The organism is Microvirga terrae, assembly GCF_013307435.2.
Lineage (GTDB): Bacteria > Pseudomonadota > Alphaproteobacteria > Rhizobiales > Beijerinckiaceae > Microvirga > Microvirga terrae.
Genome location: NZ_CP102845.1, coordinates 362,400 through 378,527 on the forward strand (window position 1 = coordinate 362,400; position 16,128 = coordinate 378,527).

Genomic DNA, 16,128 nt, shown 5'->3' on the forward strand with positions numbered 1-16,128 from the left:
CTGTCATCGCCGGCCTCGTGCCGGTGATCCCGATCAGGTGAGGCGCAGCGCTTTTCGTGATGGAGATGGCCGGGACAAGCCCGGCCATGACGTCGAGGTTCGTTCACGCGAGGGCCGACAGCGCCTCATCCCGGCTCACGTTCAGGAACCGCGGTTTTCTGGGAAGCTCTCGAGATCCGGGGTGCACAGCCAGTGCTCCCGGCGCCGGGCCCAGGCCTCGTAGGTGGGCGTGAAGAGATCGGGCTCGTCGAAGGCCCCGAGCTTGATCTCGATCTCGGTGTCGGAATCCCGGTCGAAGACCTGCGAGCCGCATACGACACAGAAGCAGCGCTCGCTCTCGGGCGTCGCCGACCAGCCCCGGAACTCGCCCGAGACCGTCACTTCATCCCGGGGATAGATCACGTAGGCGTTGAACGGCGCGCCGCTGATCTTGCGGCAGGTCATGCAATGGCAGAGCCCGACGCGCTTCGGCTCGCCCCGGGCCTCGAAGGTCAGCTGCCCGCAGGCACAGCCGCCCGTGCGGATGCGTGTTGCGCCCATGGCCTATCCCTTCACCAACCCGGCGGCCATGCGGTCCATGCGCTGCGCCAGCTCGACGTCTCGGCGCGTGATGCCCTTGGCGTCATGGGTGGCGAGGGTGACCTCGACCCGGTTGTAGGTGTTGGTCCATTCCGGATGATGGTTCATGGCCTCGGCGGCGAGCGCCACGCGGGCCATCCACCCGAAGGCGGCGTTGAAATCGTCGAAGACGAAGCGCTTGTGGAGCGCGTCGCGCCCTTCGACGAGGGTCCAGCCGTCGAGGGCGGGCAGGAGTTCGGATCGTTCGGCGTCGGTGAGGCGGGGCATGGGCGCATGTCGGGGGCAGGAGGGGACTGCCCTAGTGATGAGGCGCGCCGGCGAGGTTTCAAGGCCTCACGCGACGCCGAGCAGCCGGATCAACCCCAGGCTGATGGCGACGAGCACCAGGAGCGAGAGCGTCACAGCGAGAGTCACCCGGGCGCCGACGCGGCTCAGAACCCTGAGATCCACCCCGAGGCCCAGGGCCGCCATGGCGATGACGGTGAGCAGCGTCGCGACCGGCACGATCATGCGCACGATCACGTCCGGAATGAGCCCGAGTGAGCGCAGCAGGGCGAAGCTCAGGAAGCCCACGATGAACCACGGCACGAGCCGGCTCCAGGCGAAGGTGGGCTTCGCGCTCCCCGTGCCCCGGCGGGCGACCAGGGACAGGCCGATCACCACGGGGCCGAGCATCAGCACGCGCACGAGCTTCACCAGGGTGCCGAGCTGCGTGCTGACGAGGCTCACCGGCACGGTGGCGGCCAGCACCTGCGGCACCGCATAGACGGTCAGTCCCGCGAGCACGCCATATTGCGTCATCGACAGGCCGAGCAGCGGCACCAGCAGGGGCAGGGTGAGCACGACGATCACCCCGAGAATGGCCGTGAAGGCGATCGAGGAGGCGACGTCCTCGGGCTTCGCCCCGATGACCGGCGCCACAGCGGCGATGGCCGAGTTGCCGCAGATCGAGTTGCCGCAGGCTACCAGCATGGCCATGCGCTTCGGCAGGCCGAGCCAGCGTCCGAGCCCGTAGCTCGCCCCGATGGCGAGCGCCACCACGATGGCGATGCCGAGGATGAGGCCGAGCCCCGCGTCGAGAACCGCCTGGAAGCTGATCGACGCGCCGAGAAGCATCACGGCGATCTCGAGTAGGGTCCTGGCGGAAAAGCCGATACCGGGCGTCCAGCGCCGGTCCGGCGTCCAGAGGGTCCGGACCAGGGTGCCGAGCAGGATCGCGATGACGAGGGCCTCGAGCCAGGGCCGCCCGGTCCAGTGCTCCTCCACCCATTGCAGCCCCATAGCGGCCAGGGCGATCCCCGCGCACAAGGCGGTGCCGGGCGCTGATTGCGCGATGCGGGTGCGGATCATGGGGCTTATGTCAGTCCTGGGTCTTCGGCTCAGGGGCTAGTCCCAAGGCGCCGCGGATGCAAGCTCAAACGGGCCGGGCATGGTCCCGGGCATGCGGGCCGGCTGGGGGCATCGATGGTCTCCACGTCGTCTCCAGGTCGCTCTTCACGTCATCACCGGGCTTGTCCCGGTGATCCCGATGACGTGAGGCGCCGAGCCCTTCCGTGGCGGGAGGCCGGCACAAGGCCGGCTATGACGGAAGGGGGCATCTCCGGCACCGCGACCGACGACGCGATCGTCCTCAGGCGGAAAACCCGTCCTCGATGGCGCGCCAGTCCTGCGTCAGCGTGAAGGAATCGCGGTCGATGGCGATGAAGCAGCCGCCGCCCGGATGGGACGGGCGGCTTTCCTGGCCGATGGCGACTCCCTGCAGATGGGCCGTGAGCAGGCATCCGACCCCACCGTGAGACACCACGACGATATCGCCCGCGGTCTCGTCCCCGCGCAGGATCCGGCCGACGGCGCCGACGATCCGGGTCTGGGCGTCGATGGCGCGTTCCCAGCCGCGGATGCTCTCGTGCGGGCGGCCGAAGAATTCCGCCACCACGTCCCAGAATTCCGGCGGCGCGATGAAGCCCGTCGACGAGCGGTCGTTCTCGCCCAGATCCTCGTCGGTCCCGTAGGACAGGCCGAGGCTCTCCGCCACGATGGCGGCGCCGTCCATGGCCTTGCGTTCGGTGCTGGCATAGACGGCCGACACGTCCCTGTCCGCGAGCATCGCTGCGAAGCGCTCCATGCGGGCGCGCCCGGTGGCGTTCAGGGGCCATTCGGGAATGGGCTGGTCCGGGTCGATGACCACTTCGGGATGGGTGATGAAGATGAGCGAGGCCATCGGGATGCTGTACCGGCCTCCCATCCGCCCGTCGAGTCAGCCCAAGGGATAGGCCGCCTCGACGATGTAGGGTCCGCCGCCGACCGAGTTCCGGGAGGAATACAGGACGAAACGGTCGGCCGGAAATGTCAGTTTCGGGAAATGGCCGCGGGTCGCGATGTAATCCGCCACGTCGATGGGCGAGACGTTGCGCAGGCGCGCCAGGGTCACGTGCGGGGTGAACTTGCGGGTTTCCGGGGGCAGGCCGACCTGGCGCAGGAGGCGCTCCTGCTCGGCCTGCACCTCGATCAGCTCGCCGTTGCCGGACGTGCGGGCGAAGACCGCCCGGGGCTTGCCGCCGCCGAAGGTGTCGAGCCCGTCGATGACGATGGTCAGCGGCGCCCGCTGGCGCCGCTCGCCGAGGATCGACGTGACGTCGTCCGCCATGCGCTCGTCGATGTCGCCGATGAAGCGCAGGGTCAGATGATAGTTCTCGGGATCGATCCAGCGGGCGCCCGGAAGTCCGCCGCGGAAGCTCGCCAGGGCGAGGCCGATCTCAGCCGGGATCTCGATGCCGGTGAAGAGGCGGGGCATGCGGCACCTCCCGGGTTGATGGTGTTCAGACGATCGGTGGCGGGCGTTTGTTCCGACGGGGTCATTCGTCCGTCGCGACACGGCTTGTCCCGGTGGTCCCCTCTCGATGAACGCCGCGCCTCACCGCATCGGGATGGCCGGCACGAGGCCGACCATGACGCGAGAGCGTGATCTCACGGGCACGGATTGCAGTGCTCGACGTGGATCGCGTCGATGCGCTCCTCGAGCTCCGGCGTGATCGTCACGTCGATGGACGCGACGTCCGTCTTCAGCTGCTCCATCGAGGTCGCCCCGATGATGGTCGAGCCGACGAAGGGGCGGGAATTGACGAAGGCCAGCGCCATCTGGGCCGGATCCAGGCCGAATTCCTTGGCAAGCGCGATATATTTGCGGATCGCCGCCTCGGCGGTGGGGTTCTCGTAGCGCTGGCCGCGGTTGAACAGGGTGGTGCGCGCGCCCGCTGGACGGGCGCCGTCGAGGTACTTGCCCGTGAGATAGCCCTGGGCCAGCGGCGAATAGGCGAGCAGGCTCACGTTCTCGCGCATCGAGACCTCCGCCAGCGCGACCTCGTAGGTGCGGTTGAGGAGGCTGTAGGCGTTCTGCACCGACTGCACCCGGGCCTGGCCCTTGGCGTCCGCGTGCTTGAGGAACGTCATGGTGCCCCAGGCGCTCTCGTTGGAGAGGCCGAAATGGCGGATCTTCCCGGCCTTCACCAGGTCGGTCATGATCTCGACCGTCTCGTTGATCGGGTGCGAGGGTCCGTCCTGGTGGCGGAAGACAGTCGGGTTCGAGCCCCAGGCCATGGGCCGGTCGGGCCAATGGATCTGGTAGAGGTCGATATAGTCGGTGCCGAGCCGCTTCAGGCTCTTGTTCACCGCCTCCTCGACCTGGGCGCGCGAGAGCTCGCCCTTGGAGCCGTCGTCCCGGAACCAGGTGTTGTCGGAGCGGCCGATCACCTTGGTGGCGAGGATCACCTTGTCGCGCGAGCCCCGCGCCTTGAACCAGGATCCGATGATCCGCTCGGTCGAGCCCTGCGTCTCGGGCCGGGGCGGAATCGAGTAGAGCTCGGCCGTGTCGAAGAAGTTGATGCCCTGGTCGAGGGCGTAATCCATCTGCGCATGGCCATCGGCCTCGGTGTTCTGCTGGCCCCAGGTCATGGTGCCGAGGCAGATGAGGCTGACATTGAGATCCGTGCGGCCGAGGCGGCGGTATTCCATGGGTAAGCTCCTCGCGGGGACATGATCCCCCGCGTTCAGGCGAGAATGAGGCGCCGACGAGGATCAGCGCTGAGAAAGACGGGCGAGAAAGCTCTCGACGCTGGGCAGAATGCGCTCGACGATGATCTCCACGCCCTTGGCCGTCGGGTGCATCCCGTCGGGCAGGTTGAGGGATTTTTCACCGACGATTCCGTCCAGGAAGAAGGGATAGAGCACAAGGTCGTGCTTCTTCGCAATGTCCGGATAGATGCTGTCGAATTTCTGCACGTAATCCGGCCCGAGATTGCGCGAGGCATACATGCCCGCGAGCATGACCGGGATATTGCGGCTTTTGAGGCGCTCGACGATGGCCTCCAGGTTCTTGCGGGTCCCGGCCGGGTCGAGCCCGCGCAGCATGTCGTTGGCGCCGAGTTCCAGGATCACCCCGTCGGTGCCGTCCGGCACGGACCAGTCGAGCCGGTCGAGGCCGCCCGAGGACGTGTCGCCGGACACCCCCGCATTGGCGACCTCCACCTTGTAGCCTTTGGCCTTGAGCGCCCGCTCCAGGGCCACCGGGAAGGCCGCCTCCTGCGGCAGGTTGTAGCCGGCGCTGAGGCTGTCGCCGAGGGCCACGAGGCGGATGGTCCGCCCTTGCGCCTGGGCCGCCGGCAAGGGAGCGAAGACCGGGGCGATCATGGCGGCCAGGGCCGCCGCACACGCAAAAATGATCGTCATGAACGGGCCGGATTGGCGCTTCATCGATAGGCTTCCCATCTCTACCGGACTAGAACCGGGCAACTTCGGATTTTCCAACAGATCGGGTGAATGGGCATGCAGGACAAGGCCATCGCGCTGCACGACGTCGATTTGAGCCTCGGGCGCGGAGCCGCACGGGTCCATATCCTCAAGGGCATTTCCCTGGAGGTCGGCAGGGGCGAGGCGGTGGGACTGGTCGGACCGTCGGGCTCGGGCAAGTCGACCCTGCTCATGACCATGGCCGGGCTCGAGCGGCCCGATTCGGGCCGGGTGATCGTCGACGGCACCGACCTGTCGGGGCTCGACGAGGACGCGCTGGCGCGCTTTCGCGGCCGGCGCATCGGCATCGTGTTCCAGTCCTTCCACCTCGTCCCGACCATGACGGCCCTGGAGAACGTGGCGCTCCCGCTGGAGCTCGCCGGCGAGGGCGAGGCCTTCGAACGGGCCGAGGCCGAACTGCAGGCCGTGGGGCTCGGCCACCGCCTGCACCATTATCCGGCGCAGCTCTCGGGCGGCGAGCAGCAGCGCGTGGCGATCGCCCGCGCCATCGTGCCCAACCCGGCGATCCTGGTGGCCGACGAGCCCACCGGCAATCTCGACGAGACCACCGGGCAGTCCATCGTCGACCTGCTCTTCGCCCTGAAACGCGACCGGGGCGCCACCCTGGTCCTCGTGACCCATGATCTCAACCTCGCCCGCCTGTGCGACCGCATGGTGCGCCTGCGTTCGGGGCAGGTGGAGGCCGGCGCGGCCTCCGCCGTGGCGTAAGGGATCTCGGTCATGCACGGCTCCCTTCCCGCCACGCCGCAGCGACGGTCCGCCTCCGCGTCGCGCCTGCCGCTCCTGCTGCGCCTTGCCGTCCGCGAGCTGCGCGGGGGCCTGAGAGGCTTCGGCATCTTTCTCGCCTGCATCGCGCTCGGCGTCGCGGCGATCGCCAGCGTATCGTCCCTGTCCCGCTCCCTGACCGAGGGCATCTCCCGCGAGGGCCGGCGGATCCTGGGCGGCGACATGGCCTTCTCCCTGCTCCAGCGCGAGGCCGGGGCGCCCGAGCGGGCGTTCCTCGAGTCGCAAGGCCGGGTCAACGTGATCGCCACCATGCGGGCCATGGCGTTGGCCGGCGAGAAGGGCTCGGGGCTGGTGGAGATGAAGGCCGTCGACGGGGGCTATCCCACCGTCGGGGCACTCGAGACCGATCCGGCCCTCCCGCCTGCCGACCTCTTCGCCGCGCGCGACGGCGCCTTCGGGGCCGCGGTCGATCCGGCGCTCCTCGCCCGGCTCGACCTGAAGGTGGGCGACCGGGTCACGGTCGGCGCCGCGACCGTGGAGCTGCGGGCCCGCCTCGTGTCGGAGCCGGACAAGATCGCCGACGGCATCGGCTTCGGGCCGCGGCTCCTGCTGTCGCAGGAGGCCCTGAAGGCCACGGACCTCGTCCAGCCGGGCAGCCTCGTGCGCTGGACCTACCGGCTCACCCTGCCGCCCGAGCAATCCACCGAGGAGGGGCTGACCCGGATCGAGGCCGAGGCGAACCGCGTCCTGCCGGAGGCCGGCTGGAACATCCGCACGCGCCTCAACGCGGATCCGCGCTTCGCCCGAAACATCGAGCGCTTCACCCAGTTCCTCACGCTCGTCGGCCTCACCGCGCTCCTCGTCGGCGGCGTCGGAGTCGCCAATGCGGTGCGCGGCTTCGTCGACCGCAAGCGCGCCTCCATCGCGACCCTCAAGAGCCTGGGCGCGCCAGGCGGGCAGGTGGTGCTGCTCTATCTCATCCAGGTGATGCTGATCGCGGTCGTCGGCATCGGTATCGGGCTCGCCTTCGGGGCTGTGCTGCCCTTCGTGGTGACCGGGCTCTTCGGCCACCTCCTGCCGATCCCGATCCAGCCGACGCTCGCCTGGAGCGAGCTCGGCATCGCGCTGCTCTACGGGGTGCTCACCGCCCTGGTCTTCGCGCTGGCGCCTCTCGGTCGGGCCCACGACGTGCCGGTCTCGGGCCTCTTCCGCGACCAGATCGACCCCGAGCGGCGCTGGCCGCGCAAGCGCTACATCGCGGCCCTCGTGCTCTCGGTCGCGGCGCTCGTCGGGCTGTCCCTGCTCGCGGCTTACGACCGGCGCATCGCCCTGATGTTCGTGGGCGCGGCCGCCGGGTCCTTCCTGCTCCTGCGCGTCGTGGCTTTGGGCATCATGGCGCTCGCCCGCCGCCTGCCGCGCCCCCGCCGGACGGCGCCGCGGCTCGCGCTCGCCAACATCCACCGGCCCGGCGCGCTCACGCCCTCCCTGGTGCTGTCGCTGGGCCTGGGCATCACGCTCCTGGTCACCCTGGCGCTCATCGACACCAACCTGACCCGCCAGCTCACCCAGAGCCTGCCGGAGCGGGCGCCGAGCTTCTTCTTCCTCGACATCCCGAACCAGCAGGCGGATGCCTTCGAGGGCTTCCTCAAGAGTCAGGCCGGCGACGCCCAGATCGAGCGCGTGCCCATGATGCGCGGTCGTTTGGTGACCCTCGGCGGACGTCCCGTGGCCGAGGTCAAGGCGCCCGAGGACGTGTCCTGGGTGCTCGAGGGCGACCGCGGCATCACCTACGCGGCCAAGCCCCCGGAAGGCTCCAAGGTGGTGCAGGGCGAGTGGTGGCCCGAAGGCTATCGCGGCCGGCCGCTCGTGTCCTTCGACCGCAAGATCGCCGAGGGACTCGGCCTCAAGATCGGCGACGAGATCACCGTCAACGTGCTCGGCCGCAACATCAGCGCCACCATCGGGAACCTGCGCGAGATCGAATGGCGCTCCATGGGCATCAACTTCGTCATGGTGTTCTCGCCCAACGCCTTCGCGGGCGCGCCGCACACGCATCTGGCCACCGTCACCTTCCCGAACGGCTCGGATGCGGCGCTCGACGCCAGGATCCTGAGAAGCTCCGCCCAGGCGTACCCGATGGTGACGAGCGTGCGGGTGAAGGATGCCCTGGAGGCGGTGAACGACGTGGTCTCGCAGCTCGTCATGGCGATCCGCGGCGCGAGCTCCATCGCGCTGATCGCGAGCCTCCTGGTCCTGGCCGGCGCGCTTGCGGCCGGTCACCGGGCTCGGCTCTACGATGCGGTGGTGCTCAAGACGCTTGGCGCCACCCGGGCGCGGCTGCTCTCCGCCTATGCGCTCGAATACGGGCTTCTGGGCCTCGCCACGGCGGTGTTCGGGCTGCTGGCGGGAACGCTCGCGGCTTATTTCATCATCACCCGCGTGATGAACCTAAGCTTTACCCTGGATCTGTCGGGCGCCGTCCTGGCCTCGATGCTGGCGGTTCTCGTGAGCGTCGGATTAGGGCTGATCGGAACGTGGCGGATCTTAAGTCAAAAGCCGGCGCTCTACTTGAGAAATCTTTAACGGCCTGTTTTCGCGAGGCCGTTCTAGAGGCGCCGACGAACGCGCGTGAGGAGGAGCAGCAACTCTGCTCCTCCTTTTTCTTTGTCACGAAGAGTTGAAGCTTGGCGCTGCCTCTTGCGCAACGCAGGCCCGCCCCTCATATTTTGCATGTCGTCGCACATGCGGCGGCCGAGGGCTGACTTCCCAGCCTTTCGAGGGAACACACGGGACACCGCGAGAAAGGACTCCGATGCAACCGTATGAGCAAAACCAAAACGCCTATGGCACCGGCTTTGCCCGGACGGCGGCTCAGGTCGACCAGGGCCTGCGCGCCTTCATGCTCGGCGTCTACAACAACATGGTCCTGGGCCTGGCGATCTCGGCCCTGGTCGCACTCGGCGTGAACATGCTGGCCACGACGAGCGATCCGTCTCAGGCGGTCGCCCGGATCGGCAGCGTCGGCCTGACCCAGTTCGGCGTCACCCTCTACACCACGCCTCTGATGTGGATCGTGGCGCTGGCGCCTCTGGCGTTCATCTTCTTCTTCTCGTTCCGCATGGACCGGATGTCGGCGGCTTCCGCCCGCGGCACCTTCTTCGCCTTTGCGGCGGTGATGGGCGCCTCGCTCTCGACGCTGCTCATCCGCTACACGGGCGCGAGCGTTGTGCAGGTGTTCTTCATCACGGCGGCGGCCTTCGGCTCGCTGTCGCTCTGGGGCTACACCACGAACCGCAGCCTGTCGGGCATGGGCTCGTTCCTGATCATGGGCCTCGTCGGTCTGATCCTGGCCTCGATCGTGAACATCTTCGTCGCGTCGAGCGCCCTGCAGTTCGGCATTTCCGTGATCGGCGTTCTGATCTTCGCGGGCCTCACCGCCTACGATACGCAGAAGCTGAAGGAGATGTACCTTTACGGCAACCTCGACTCCGAGGCGGCCGGCAAGGCCTCGGTGCTGGGCGCCCTGACCCTGTACCTGGACTTCATCAACATGTTCCAGTTCCTGCTGGCTCTCGTGGGCAACCGCAACCAGTAAGAACGAGCGGAGCAGACGCTCTCGAAGCCCCGGCCGAAAGGCCGGGGCTTTTTTATTCATGTTCCCGGTGGACGGTACCGGACCGCCTTCGCCTTTCCGAGGGCTTCCATCAGGTCCTCGACGCCGAGGAGGACAGTCGTCTCGCTCGAGCGAAGCGCGCCGCCCGCGCCGATCGCAAGCACGACGGCGGCCATCGACACGTTGTCCGGCGCCTCCCATAAGTTCCAGCCATCGTGCTCGCCGAAGGCGTACCAGAACCCGTGCAGCCTTCCCCCCACCGACTCGATGTAGGAACGAGCCGCTATACGTCGATCCTCGGGGTTCTCGATCAGGCGTGCCCAGGTCTCGGGCGTATAGCTGAAGCGTGTAAGATACATGGCCATGGCTCACCTCGTCCGTCGGAGTTCGGCCCCAGCGAACGCAGTTAACGCCCAAACCAGGGGAGCTGCGAGTCCTTTGCACAGAGGGGTTCGTCGCAGGAACAAAGCCGGGACGGCCATCGGCTCAGGGACGTTCCTTCAGAGCCGAGCGAGAGCCGAACCAGGCGCTGGCAGAGGCCGCGGCGGCGCAGATCAGCGCCACCAGGCCGAACCCCCCGATCGTCGCCGTGGCATAGAGATCCTGCACAATGCCGTCCGATGCGACGGACGACGGAAGCGCCCCGAAGGTCGCCTCCGCGAAGCGGTCCGCCAGCTCGGGACCCGACCAGGCGGCGGTCCGCCGGAACCCGACCGTGGCGACGACGCCGAGGCCGGCCACGGCAACCAGCCCCGCGACGCGGGAGACCGCGTTGTTGATGCCGGACGCCACGCCGATGCGCGCGTCCGGAACGGCGTTCATCACCGTGGTCGAGAGCGGCGCGACCGTGATCCCCATGCCGAGCCCCATGAGGGCCATCACGGGCACGATCGCGATCCAGTAGCCGCCATGCAGCACCGCCGGGGCCAGGAGCGCGAAGCTCAAGGCCGTGATCAGGGGGCCGGCGGTCAGGAGCATGCGGGTGCCGAACCGGTCGGCCATCGTGCCGCCGAGCCGGGACAGCACGGCCATCAGGACCGTGAAGGGCAGGAACACCGACCCGGCTTTGGCGGCCGAATAGCCATGGGCCTCGATCAGCGCGGTGGGCAGGAAGAACAGGGCGCCGCTCAGTGCGAAATAGAGCAGCAGCGTCAGGGCGTTGACGTTGGCGAAGGCGGACGCGTGGAACAGGTCGAGGGGCATCATCGGGGCGGCCCCGCGCGTCTCGTGCCGGATGAAGAGGCCGAGCGTCATGGCGCCGCCGAGCGCCAGCAGCGCGGCGAAGCCCTTGTGGCTCTCCCGTTCGCCCAAAGCCGTCAGGCCATAGGCCAGCAGGCCGAGGGAGGCGACGGCCAGAACGCCACCGAGCCAGTCCATGGCGGTCGCCCGCGCCACGGGGCTCTCCGGGACATGCGTCGCGCACAGCCAGAGCGCCAGGGCCGCGATGGGGACGTTGATCCAGAAGATCGCCTGCCAGGGGCCGATATCGATCAGCCAGCCGCCGAGGATCGGCCCCAGGGCCGCCGCGATGCCCGAGGCGGCCGCCCAGGTGCCGATGGCCTTGCCGCGCGCCTCCTTCGGGAAATGGGCGCTGATCAGGGCAAGCGAGCCCGGCACCAGCAAGGCGCCACCGATGCCCTGGAAGGCCCGGGCGGCGATCAGCATCCCGGGCGTCCCCGACAGGCCGCACCAGAGGGAGGTCAGGCCGAAGCACGCGATTCCGATCATGAAGACCCGCCTGAGGCCATAGGCGTCGCCGGCCGCGCCGCCCAGCAGCAGGAAGGCCGACAGGGTCAGCGCATAGGCATTGGTGACCCATTGCATCTCGGCGAGCGACGCCTGCAGGCTCATGCGCATCTGCGGCATCGCCACGGTCACGATGGCCCCGTCGGCGAAGACCATGCTGGAGGCCAGGATCGCCGACCAGACCACCATGGTCCGCGTCCTGGCATCGGCGGATGGCCGGGTTCTGCCGGCGCCGAGATCGTTCACGGGCGTGCCTTTCTCATGCCGTCCATGCTAGAGCATTGCACCTAAAAGTGGATCCACTTCTGGGATCCTGTTCCGTTCCGACCTCGATCTGTTTGAGACAGCCCTCATGAGCATCCTCATCCGCCCGTCCGCTGATTCCGATCTCGAGGCCATCACGCCAATCTACGCCCATGCGGTCACGCACGGCACCGCCTCGTTCGAACTCGACCCTCCCGATCTCGGCGAGATGGCGCGCCGCCGCGCCGCCCTTCTGGAGGGCGGCTATCCCTATCTGGTGGCCGAGAGGGACGGGGAGATCCTGGGATATGCCTATGCAGGCGCCTATCGCACGCGGCCGGCCTATCGCTCGACGGTGGAGGATTCGATCTATGTCGCGCCGGCCGCGCAGGGGCAGGGTGTCGGGCGCCTGCTGCTCGCCGCGCTGATCGAGGACTGCGAGGCGCGGGATTTCCGGCTCATGGTGGCGGTCATCGGCGACGAGGACTCGAAGGGGTCCATCGGCCTGCACCGGAGCCTGGGCTTCGAGCCTGTCGGGATCCTGAAGGGAATCGGCTACAAGCACGGGCGCTGGCTCTCCACCGTGCTGATGCAGCGGCCGCTCGGACGCGGCACGGGCGAGGCACCGACCCGGCCGATCTGACAGCATCCCCTCATGAAAGCTGGTTTCCTGACCCGGCCCTCTGGGTCCGTCCGATGCTTTAGAGCATCGGACGGAAAAGTGGATCCGGTTTTCCGTGTTGACCGATGCTCTCGTTCAAGAAGAAAGCATCGGATTCATCCCAAAAGTGCAAGTCCACTTTTGGGTCCGATGCTTTAGCGCCGAACCCGCGCCGCGGCCCTCGTGCCCAGCAGAAGCGCCAATCCGGCGAGGAGGACGGCGCCGGCCATGCGGCTCGGCTGGCGGGCGGAACGGGGCAGGCCCTTGCGGGCGCGCCAGCCGCCGCTCACGCCCCGGCCTGCGGGGACCGGCTGCAGCAGGGCGCCTTCCGTCCGTGGCGCCGGGGCGGCGCGTTCGAGCGCCCGGCGCATGAAGGCGCCCGCCAGGTGCTCGGTCGGGCCCGGCGCCAGGGCGTAGGCGACCTGGGCGGCTCGGGCGGGCCAGCCCACGGCCACCTCGTCGAGCGGATGGCGCACCAGCGCCACGAAGGTCTCGGCCACATCCTCGGGTGCATAGATCAGCGATCCCGGGTTGATCTGCCGGCCCGACACGTTCGCCCCATGATCGAGGCCTGGCGTGTCGACGATGGCCGGGAACACGCCGCAGACATGGATGTCGGGATGATCACCCAATTCCTGGCGCAGGCTCGCGGAAAACCCCCGCAGGCCGAATTTGGAGGCCGTGTAGGCGGCAGCATATGGGCTCGGCGCCCAGCCGCCCAGGGATATGGTGTTGATGAGGATGCCGTGCCCCTGTGCGAGAAACACGGGCAAGGCCGAATAGGCGCCGTGCATCGACCCGAGCAGGTTGACCTCGATGGTGCGCCGGTGGAGGGCGATGTCCGCGTCCTGGTAGGGGCCGAACACGCCCGTTCCGGCATTGTTGATCCAGACGTCGATGGTGCCGAAGTCCCGCCGGGCCGCCTGGGCGAGGTCGTCGACGGCGTCGGCATCGGTTACGTCGGTGGGGACCGCGATGGCCCGCGCGCCCAGGTCCCGGCACGCCTGGGCGACCTCCTCGATCAGGTCCGACCGTCGCGCCGCGAGGGCCACATGGGCGCCCTGCCGGGCGAAGGCGAGCGCCGCGGCGCGGCCGATCCCGCTCGACGCGCCGGTGATCACCACGGAAAGGCCGGAAAGGTCGCGCGTCATCGGGGTTCCTCATCGCTGCCGTCGTGGCCGCAAAGGCCCGGCCGGCTGTCGCGGCATCGTTCCGGCAACGCGAGGCGCGATGGGGTGTTCCGGGCGGCGGAGCGTTCGCCGCGAGCAGCCGAGAGCCTTAAGCCGACACGACCTTCGGCTTGTCGAGCACCCGCAGCACGCGGGCGAGTTCATGTCCGCGCTTGAGGATCAGCCCCGTCGACACGATGACCGAATAAGCGCCCTGCTTCTTGGCGAGCTTGGGATCCTTCTCGATCCGGTAGAGGGGCATTTCGGATGTGCGTCGGAAGATGGAGAAGACCGCCTTGTCGGGCAGGAAATCGATGGCGTAATCGCGCCATTCGCCGGCCGCCACCATGCGGCCGTAGAGATTGAGAATGGCCTGCAACTCGGCACGGTCGAAGGACACCTGTTTCGGCGCGGCGGGAAAAGGAACGATGTGGGCCGAACCCTGCATCGAGCCGCCGCGCAGCGGCTCTGCGATGTCACCTTCGCTCATGACGCCTCCCATAACTCGCAAAACATGCCCTGATGATGGGCTTCGGCGGCTAAGGGATCAACCCAGGGCGACAGGATGAATCACGGCTTCTTCTGCAAATCTTATTCCTGCCTCAATCGCGCCGTGATGGAGCCGCACTGAATGCCGTAAATGCTCAAGTTGCCTCGACGGCCCGGCTCATCGAACGGCTTGGACACGTCAGCCCCCCAGCCCTCTGAGTCGCGCGACGGGCCGGGCCACCCTCGAGGCACAGGGCTGCCCTTCAAGGCAGCCTTTTCTTCTGTTTAAAGGGCTTTGCGATGGTCCAGATCGCAAAGCCCTTCTTTTTTGCCGTTAACGTTCGCTTAACACATCGCACGTGACAGCAAGCGATGCTCCACAAACATTCACACCCTCTTCCCGTCATCACCGGGACAAGCCCGGTGATGACGGAAGTGGATCGGAACACCCTTAGCGCATCGTGCGGAAAAGTGGATCCGGTTTTCCGCATGAACGATGCGCTCGTCAAAGAGGTGGGAGCATCGGACCCAAAAGTGGGTCCACTTTTGGGTCCGATGCTCTAGAATCCCGACAGCACGAGCTTGCCGCGCGTGCGGTTGCTCTCGATGAGGGCGTGCGCGCGCCTGAGATTGGCCGCGTTGATCGTCCCGACGATCTCCGCCAGCGTGGTGCGAATGGTGCCCGCATCGACCAGACGCGACGCCTCGTTCAGGATCTCGTGCTGCCGCTCCATGTCGGCGGTCTGGAAGGTGGAGCGGGTGAACATGGATTCCCAGTGGATCGACACGCTCTTGCCCTTCAGGAGGCTGATGTCGAGCGGCGCCTTCGGGTCGTCGATCAGGGCGAAGCGCCCTTGCGGCGCAATGGCCTTGGCGATCTCGGCGAAATGGTTCTCCGTGTGCGTGATGGAGAACACGAAGGCCGGCGCACCGATCCCCAGGGCTTCCACCTGCGCGGCCAGCGGCTTGCCGTGATCGATCACGTGATGGGCGCCGAGCTCCTTCACCCAGGCCTGCGTGTCCGGACGCGACGCGGTGGCGATCACGGTCAGATCGGTGAGCTGCCGCGCGAGCTGGACCGCGATGGATCCGACGCCGCCGGCGCCGCCCACGATCAGGATGGCATTGGCCGCGCCCTTGACCGGGCGCTTGACCTCGAGCCGGTCGAACAGGGTTTCCCAGGCGGTCAGCGTGGTGAGCGGCAGGGCCGCGGCCTCCTCGAACGAGAGGGTCTTCGGCTTGGCGCCCACCAGCCGCTCGTCGACCACGTGGAACTCCGCGTTGGTGCCCTGGCGCGTGATGGCGCCCGCATAGAACACCTCGTCGCCTTCCCGGAACAGGGAGACGTCCTTGCCGACGCCCCTGACGATCCCGGCCGCGTCGAAGCCCAGAACCTTCACGCCGCCCGGCTCGGGTTGAGCGCGCATGCGCACCTTGGTGTCGACCGGGTTGAGGGCCACGGCCCTGATCTCGACGAGCAGGTCGCGCGGTCCGGGCTCGGGGCGGGGCAGCTCGACGTCCGTGAGGGAGGCGTCCTGGTCGATGGGGAGGGATTGCTGGTATCCGACGGCGCGCATGGCATGTCTCCTGTTGACGGGACGATACTTGAGCATAGTGTTGGAGTTCGCAAGAACGCACAAAAACAGCCCATAGTGTCGAAAAGGATACCGTAATGCCGCAGAAGGCGCAGAGGGTTCAGGGATGTTCCGTCGAGCGGACGATGAGCCTGATCGACGGCAAATGGAAGATCATCGTCCTCTACAAGCTCCTGCGCGGGACCTTGCGGTTCAACGAGTTGCGCCGGCTCATCCCGTCGATCACCCAGCGCATGCTCACCCATCAGCTGCGCGAGCTCGAGGCCGACGGCCTCATCGTCCGGACCGTCTATGCCCAGGTGCCGCCCCGGGTCGAATACACGCTCTCCGGGCGCGGCCGGTCCCTGGAGCCCGTGCTGATGGCCATGAAGGAATGGGGAGACGCGAATCTGTCGTCCGTGGAGGCCGAAGCAGCGTAAAGTGCCTGTGCGGCGCAGCAACTTTACCGTACTTTGCTCGGACCCTTATGCTTTTGTTGCGCAACCTGCCACACTGTGGCAA

Annotated in this window: 17 protein-coding genes; 5 read left to right on the forward strand and 12 right to left on the reverse strand. The window is 67.7% G+C overall.

Annotation, left to right across the window (positions count from 1 at the left end; genetic code table 11):
- Positions 1 to 141 precede the first annotated feature (141 nt).
- The 7 genes from HPT29_RS01745 to HPT29_RS01775 all read right to left on the reverse strand — a co-directional run bounded on the left by HPT29_RS01745 (position 142) and on the right by HPT29_RS01775 (position 5,328).
- Positions 142 to 540, reverse strand: a complete 399-nt coding sequence (locus HPT29_RS01745; RefSeq protein WP_173949086.1) for a GFA family protein — start codon at positions 538 to 540, stop codon at positions 142 to 144.
- Between the two features lie 3 nt (positions 541 to 543).
- A complete protein-coding gene (locus HPT29_RS01750) occupies positions 544 to 846 on the reverse strand; it encodes a 4a-hydroxytetrahydrobiopterin dehydratase (RefSeq protein WP_173949085.1) in 303 nt (100 codons plus the stop codon).
- Between the two features lie 66 nt (positions 847 to 912).
- Positions 913 to 1,929, reverse strand: coding sequence for a YeiH family protein (locus HPT29_RS01755; protein WP_173949084.1), 1,017 nt, complete (start codon positions 1,927 to 1,929; stop codon positions 913 to 915).
- Between the two features lie 280 nt (positions 1,930 to 2,209).
- Entirely contained in the window at positions 2,210 to 2,800 is a 591-nt protein-coding gene (locus HPT29_RS01760) for a histidine phosphatase family protein (protein WP_173949083.1), read from the reverse strand.
- Positions 2,801 to 2,836: 36 nt separating this feature from the next.
- Positions 2,837 to 3,373 (reverse strand): RNA 2',3'-cyclic phosphodiesterase, encoded by a 537-nt coding sequence (gene thpR / locus HPT29_RS01765; RefSeq protein WP_173949082.1) that lies wholly within the window; start codon positions 3,371 to 3,373, stop codon positions 2,837 to 2,839.
- Between the two features lie 173 nt (positions 3,374 to 3,546).
- A complete protein-coding gene (locus HPT29_RS01770) occupies positions 3,547 to 4,590 on the reverse strand; it encodes an aldo/keto reductase (RefSeq protein ID WP_173949081.1) in 1,044 nt (347 codons plus the stop codon).
- A 63-nt stretch (positions 4,591 to 4,653) separates the two neighbouring features.
- A complete protein-coding gene (locus tag HPT29_RS01775) occupies positions 4,654 to 5,328 on the reverse strand; it encodes an arylesterase (RefSeq protein WP_173949080.1) in 675 nt (224 codons plus the stop codon).
- Positions 5,329 to 5,400: 72 nt separating this feature from the next.
- Here HPT29_RS01775 and HPT29_RS01780 point away from each other — a divergent pair, with 72 nt between their 5' ends.
- The 3 genes from HPT29_RS01780 to HPT29_RS01790 all read left to right on the forward strand — a co-directional run bounded on the left by HPT29_RS01780 (position 5,401) and on the right by HPT29_RS01790 (position 9,706).
- Entirely contained in the window at positions 5,401 to 6,093 is a 693-nt protein-coding gene (locus tag HPT29_RS01780) for an ABC transporter ATP-binding protein (protein WP_173949079.1), read from the forward strand.
- Positions 6,094 to 6,105: 12 nt separating this feature from the next.
- Positions 6,106 to 8,694, forward strand: coding sequence for an ABC transporter permease (locus tag HPT29_RS01785; protein ID WP_173949078.1), 2,589 nt, complete (start codon positions 6,106 to 6,108; stop codon positions 8,692 to 8,694).
- 229 nt (positions 8,695 to 8,923) lie between these two features.
- On the forward strand, positions 8,924 to 9,706 hold the full coding sequence (locus tag HPT29_RS01790; RefSeq protein WP_173949077.1) for a Bax inhibitor-1/YccA family protein: 783 nt from the start codon (positions 8,924 to 8,926) through the stop codon (positions 9,704 to 9,706).
- Positions 9,707 to 9,762: 56 nt separating this feature from the next.
- Here the strand turns inward: HPT29_RS01790 and HPT29_RS01795 are convergent, their stop codons facing one another.
- Together HPT29_RS01795 and HPT29_RS01800 are read right to left on the reverse strand one after the other, a co-directional pair.
- The gene (locus HPT29_RS01795; protein WP_173949076.1) at positions 9,763 to 10,089 is read right to left on the reverse strand and encodes a GYD domain-containing protein; all 327 of its coding nucleotides are present in this window, start codon (positions 10,087 to 10,089) and stop codon (positions 9,763 to 9,765) included.
- Positions 10,090 to 10,210: 121 nt separating this feature from the next.
- Complete coding sequence (locus tag HPT29_RS01800; RefSeq protein WP_259060423.1) at positions 10,211 to 11,716, reverse strand: MFS transporter; 1,506 nt, start codon at positions 11,714 to 11,716, stop codon at positions 10,211 to 10,213.
- 106 nt (positions 11,717 to 11,822) lie between these two features.
- Here HPT29_RS01800 and HPT29_RS01805 point away from each other — a divergent pair, with 106 nt between their 5' ends.
- The gene (locus HPT29_RS01805) at positions 11,823 to 12,356 is read left to right on the forward strand and encodes a GNAT family N-acetyltransferase (protein ID WP_173949075.1); all 534 of its coding nucleotides are present in this window, start codon (positions 11,823 to 11,825) and stop codon (positions 12,354 to 12,356) included.
- Positions 12,357 to 12,529: 173 nt separating this feature from the next.
- Here the strand turns inward: HPT29_RS01805 and HPT29_RS01810 are convergent, their stop codons facing one another.
- The 3 genes from HPT29_RS01810 to HPT29_RS01820 form a co-directional block, all read right to left on the reverse strand.
- Complete coding sequence (locus HPT29_RS01810; protein WP_173949074.1) at positions 12,530 to 13,525, reverse strand: SDR family oxidoreductase; 996 nt, start codon at positions 13,523 to 13,525, stop codon at positions 12,530 to 12,532.
- 127 nt (positions 13,526 to 13,652) lie between these two features.
- The gene (locus tag HPT29_RS01815) at positions 13,653 to 14,033 is read right to left on the reverse strand and encodes a DUF2794 domain-containing protein (protein ID WP_173949073.1); all 381 of its coding nucleotides are present in this window, start codon (positions 14,031 to 14,033) and stop codon (positions 13,653 to 13,655) included.
- A 559-nt stretch (positions 14,034 to 14,592) separates the two neighbouring features.
- Entirely contained in the window at positions 14,593 to 15,609 is a 1,017-nt protein-coding gene (locus HPT29_RS01820) for a zinc-binding alcohol dehydrogenase family protein (protein WP_173949072.1), read from the reverse strand.
- Positions 15,610 to 15,704: 95 nt separating this feature from the next.
- Between HPT29_RS01820 and HPT29_RS01825 the strand changes: the two genes are divergently transcribed.
- On the forward strand, positions 15,705 to 16,046 hold the full coding sequence (locus tag HPT29_RS01825) for a winged helix-turn-helix transcriptional regulator (protein WP_173949071.1): 342 nt from the start codon (positions 15,705 to 15,707) through the stop codon (positions 16,044 to 16,046).
- Positions 16,047 to 16,128: the final 82 nt, after the last annotated feature.

What these genes read in the sequence shown, in the direction of transcription:
- HPT29_RS01745 (WP_173949086.1), bottom strand. Translation starts at nt 540, where the DNA reads ATGGGCGCAACACGCATCCGCACGGGCGGCTGTGCCTGCGGGCAGCTG.
- HPT29_RS01750 (WP_173949085.1), bottom strand. Translation starts at nt 846, where the DNA reads ATGCCCCGCCTCACCGACGCCGAACGATCCGAACTCCTGCCCGCCCTC.
- HPT29_RS01755 (WP_173949084.1), bottom strand. Translation starts at nt 1,929, where the DNA reads ATGATCCGCACCCGCATCGCGCAATCAGCGCCCGGCACCGCCTTGTGC.
- HPT29_RS01760 (WP_173949083.1), bottom strand. Translation starts at nt 2,800, where the DNA reads ATGGCCTCGCTCATCTTCATCACCCATCCCGAAGTGGTCATCGACCCG.
- thpR (WP_173949082.1), bottom strand. Translation starts at nt 3,373, where the DNA reads ATGCCCCGCCTCTTCACCGGCATCGAGATCCCGGCTGAGATCGGCCTC.
- HPT29_RS01770 (WP_173949081.1), bottom strand. Translation starts at nt 4,590, where the DNA reads ATGGAATACCGCCGCCTCGGCCGCACGGATCTCAATGTCAGCCTCATC.
- HPT29_RS01775 (WP_173949080.1), bottom strand. Translation starts at nt 5,328, where the DNA reads ATGAAGCGCCAATCCGGCCCGTTCATGACGATCATTTTTGCGTGTGCG.
- HPT29_RS01780 (WP_173949079.1), top strand. Translation starts at nt 5,401, where the DNA reads ATGCAGGACAAGGCCATCGCGCTGCACGACGTCGATTTGAGCCTCGGG.
- HPT29_RS01785 (WP_173949078.1), top strand. Translation starts at nt 6,106, where the DNA reads ATGCACGGCTCCCTTCCCGCCACGCCGCAGCGACGGTCCGCCTCCGCG.
- HPT29_RS01790 (WP_173949077.1), top strand. Translation starts at nt 8,924, where the DNA reads ATGCAACCGTATGAGCAAAACCAAAACGCCTATGGCACCGGCTTTGCC.
- HPT29_RS01795 (WP_173949076.1), bottom strand. Translation starts at nt 10,089, where the DNA reads ATGGCCATGTATCTTACACGCTTCAGCTATACGCCCGAGACCTGGGCA.
- HPT29_RS01805 (WP_173949075.1), top strand. Translation starts at nt 11,823, where the DNA reads ATGAGCATCCTCATCCGCCCGTCCGCTGATTCCGATCTCGAGGCCATC.
- HPT29_RS01810 (WP_173949074.1), bottom strand. Translation starts at nt 13,525, where the DNA reads ATGACGCGCGACCTTTCCGGCCTTTCCGTGGTGATCACCGGCGCGTCG.
- HPT29_RS01815 (WP_173949073.1), bottom strand. Translation starts at nt 14,033, where the DNA reads ATGAGCGAAGGTGACATCGCAGAGCCGCTGCGCGGCGGCTCGATGCAG.
- HPT29_RS01820 (WP_173949072.1), bottom strand. Translation starts at nt 15,609, where the DNA reads ATGCGCGCCGTCGGATACCAGCAATCCCTCCCCATCGACCAGGACGCC.
- HPT29_RS01825 (WP_173949071.1), top strand. Translation starts at nt 15,705, where the DNA reads ATGCCGCAGAAGGCGCAGAGGGTTCAGGGATGTTCCGTCGAGCGGACG.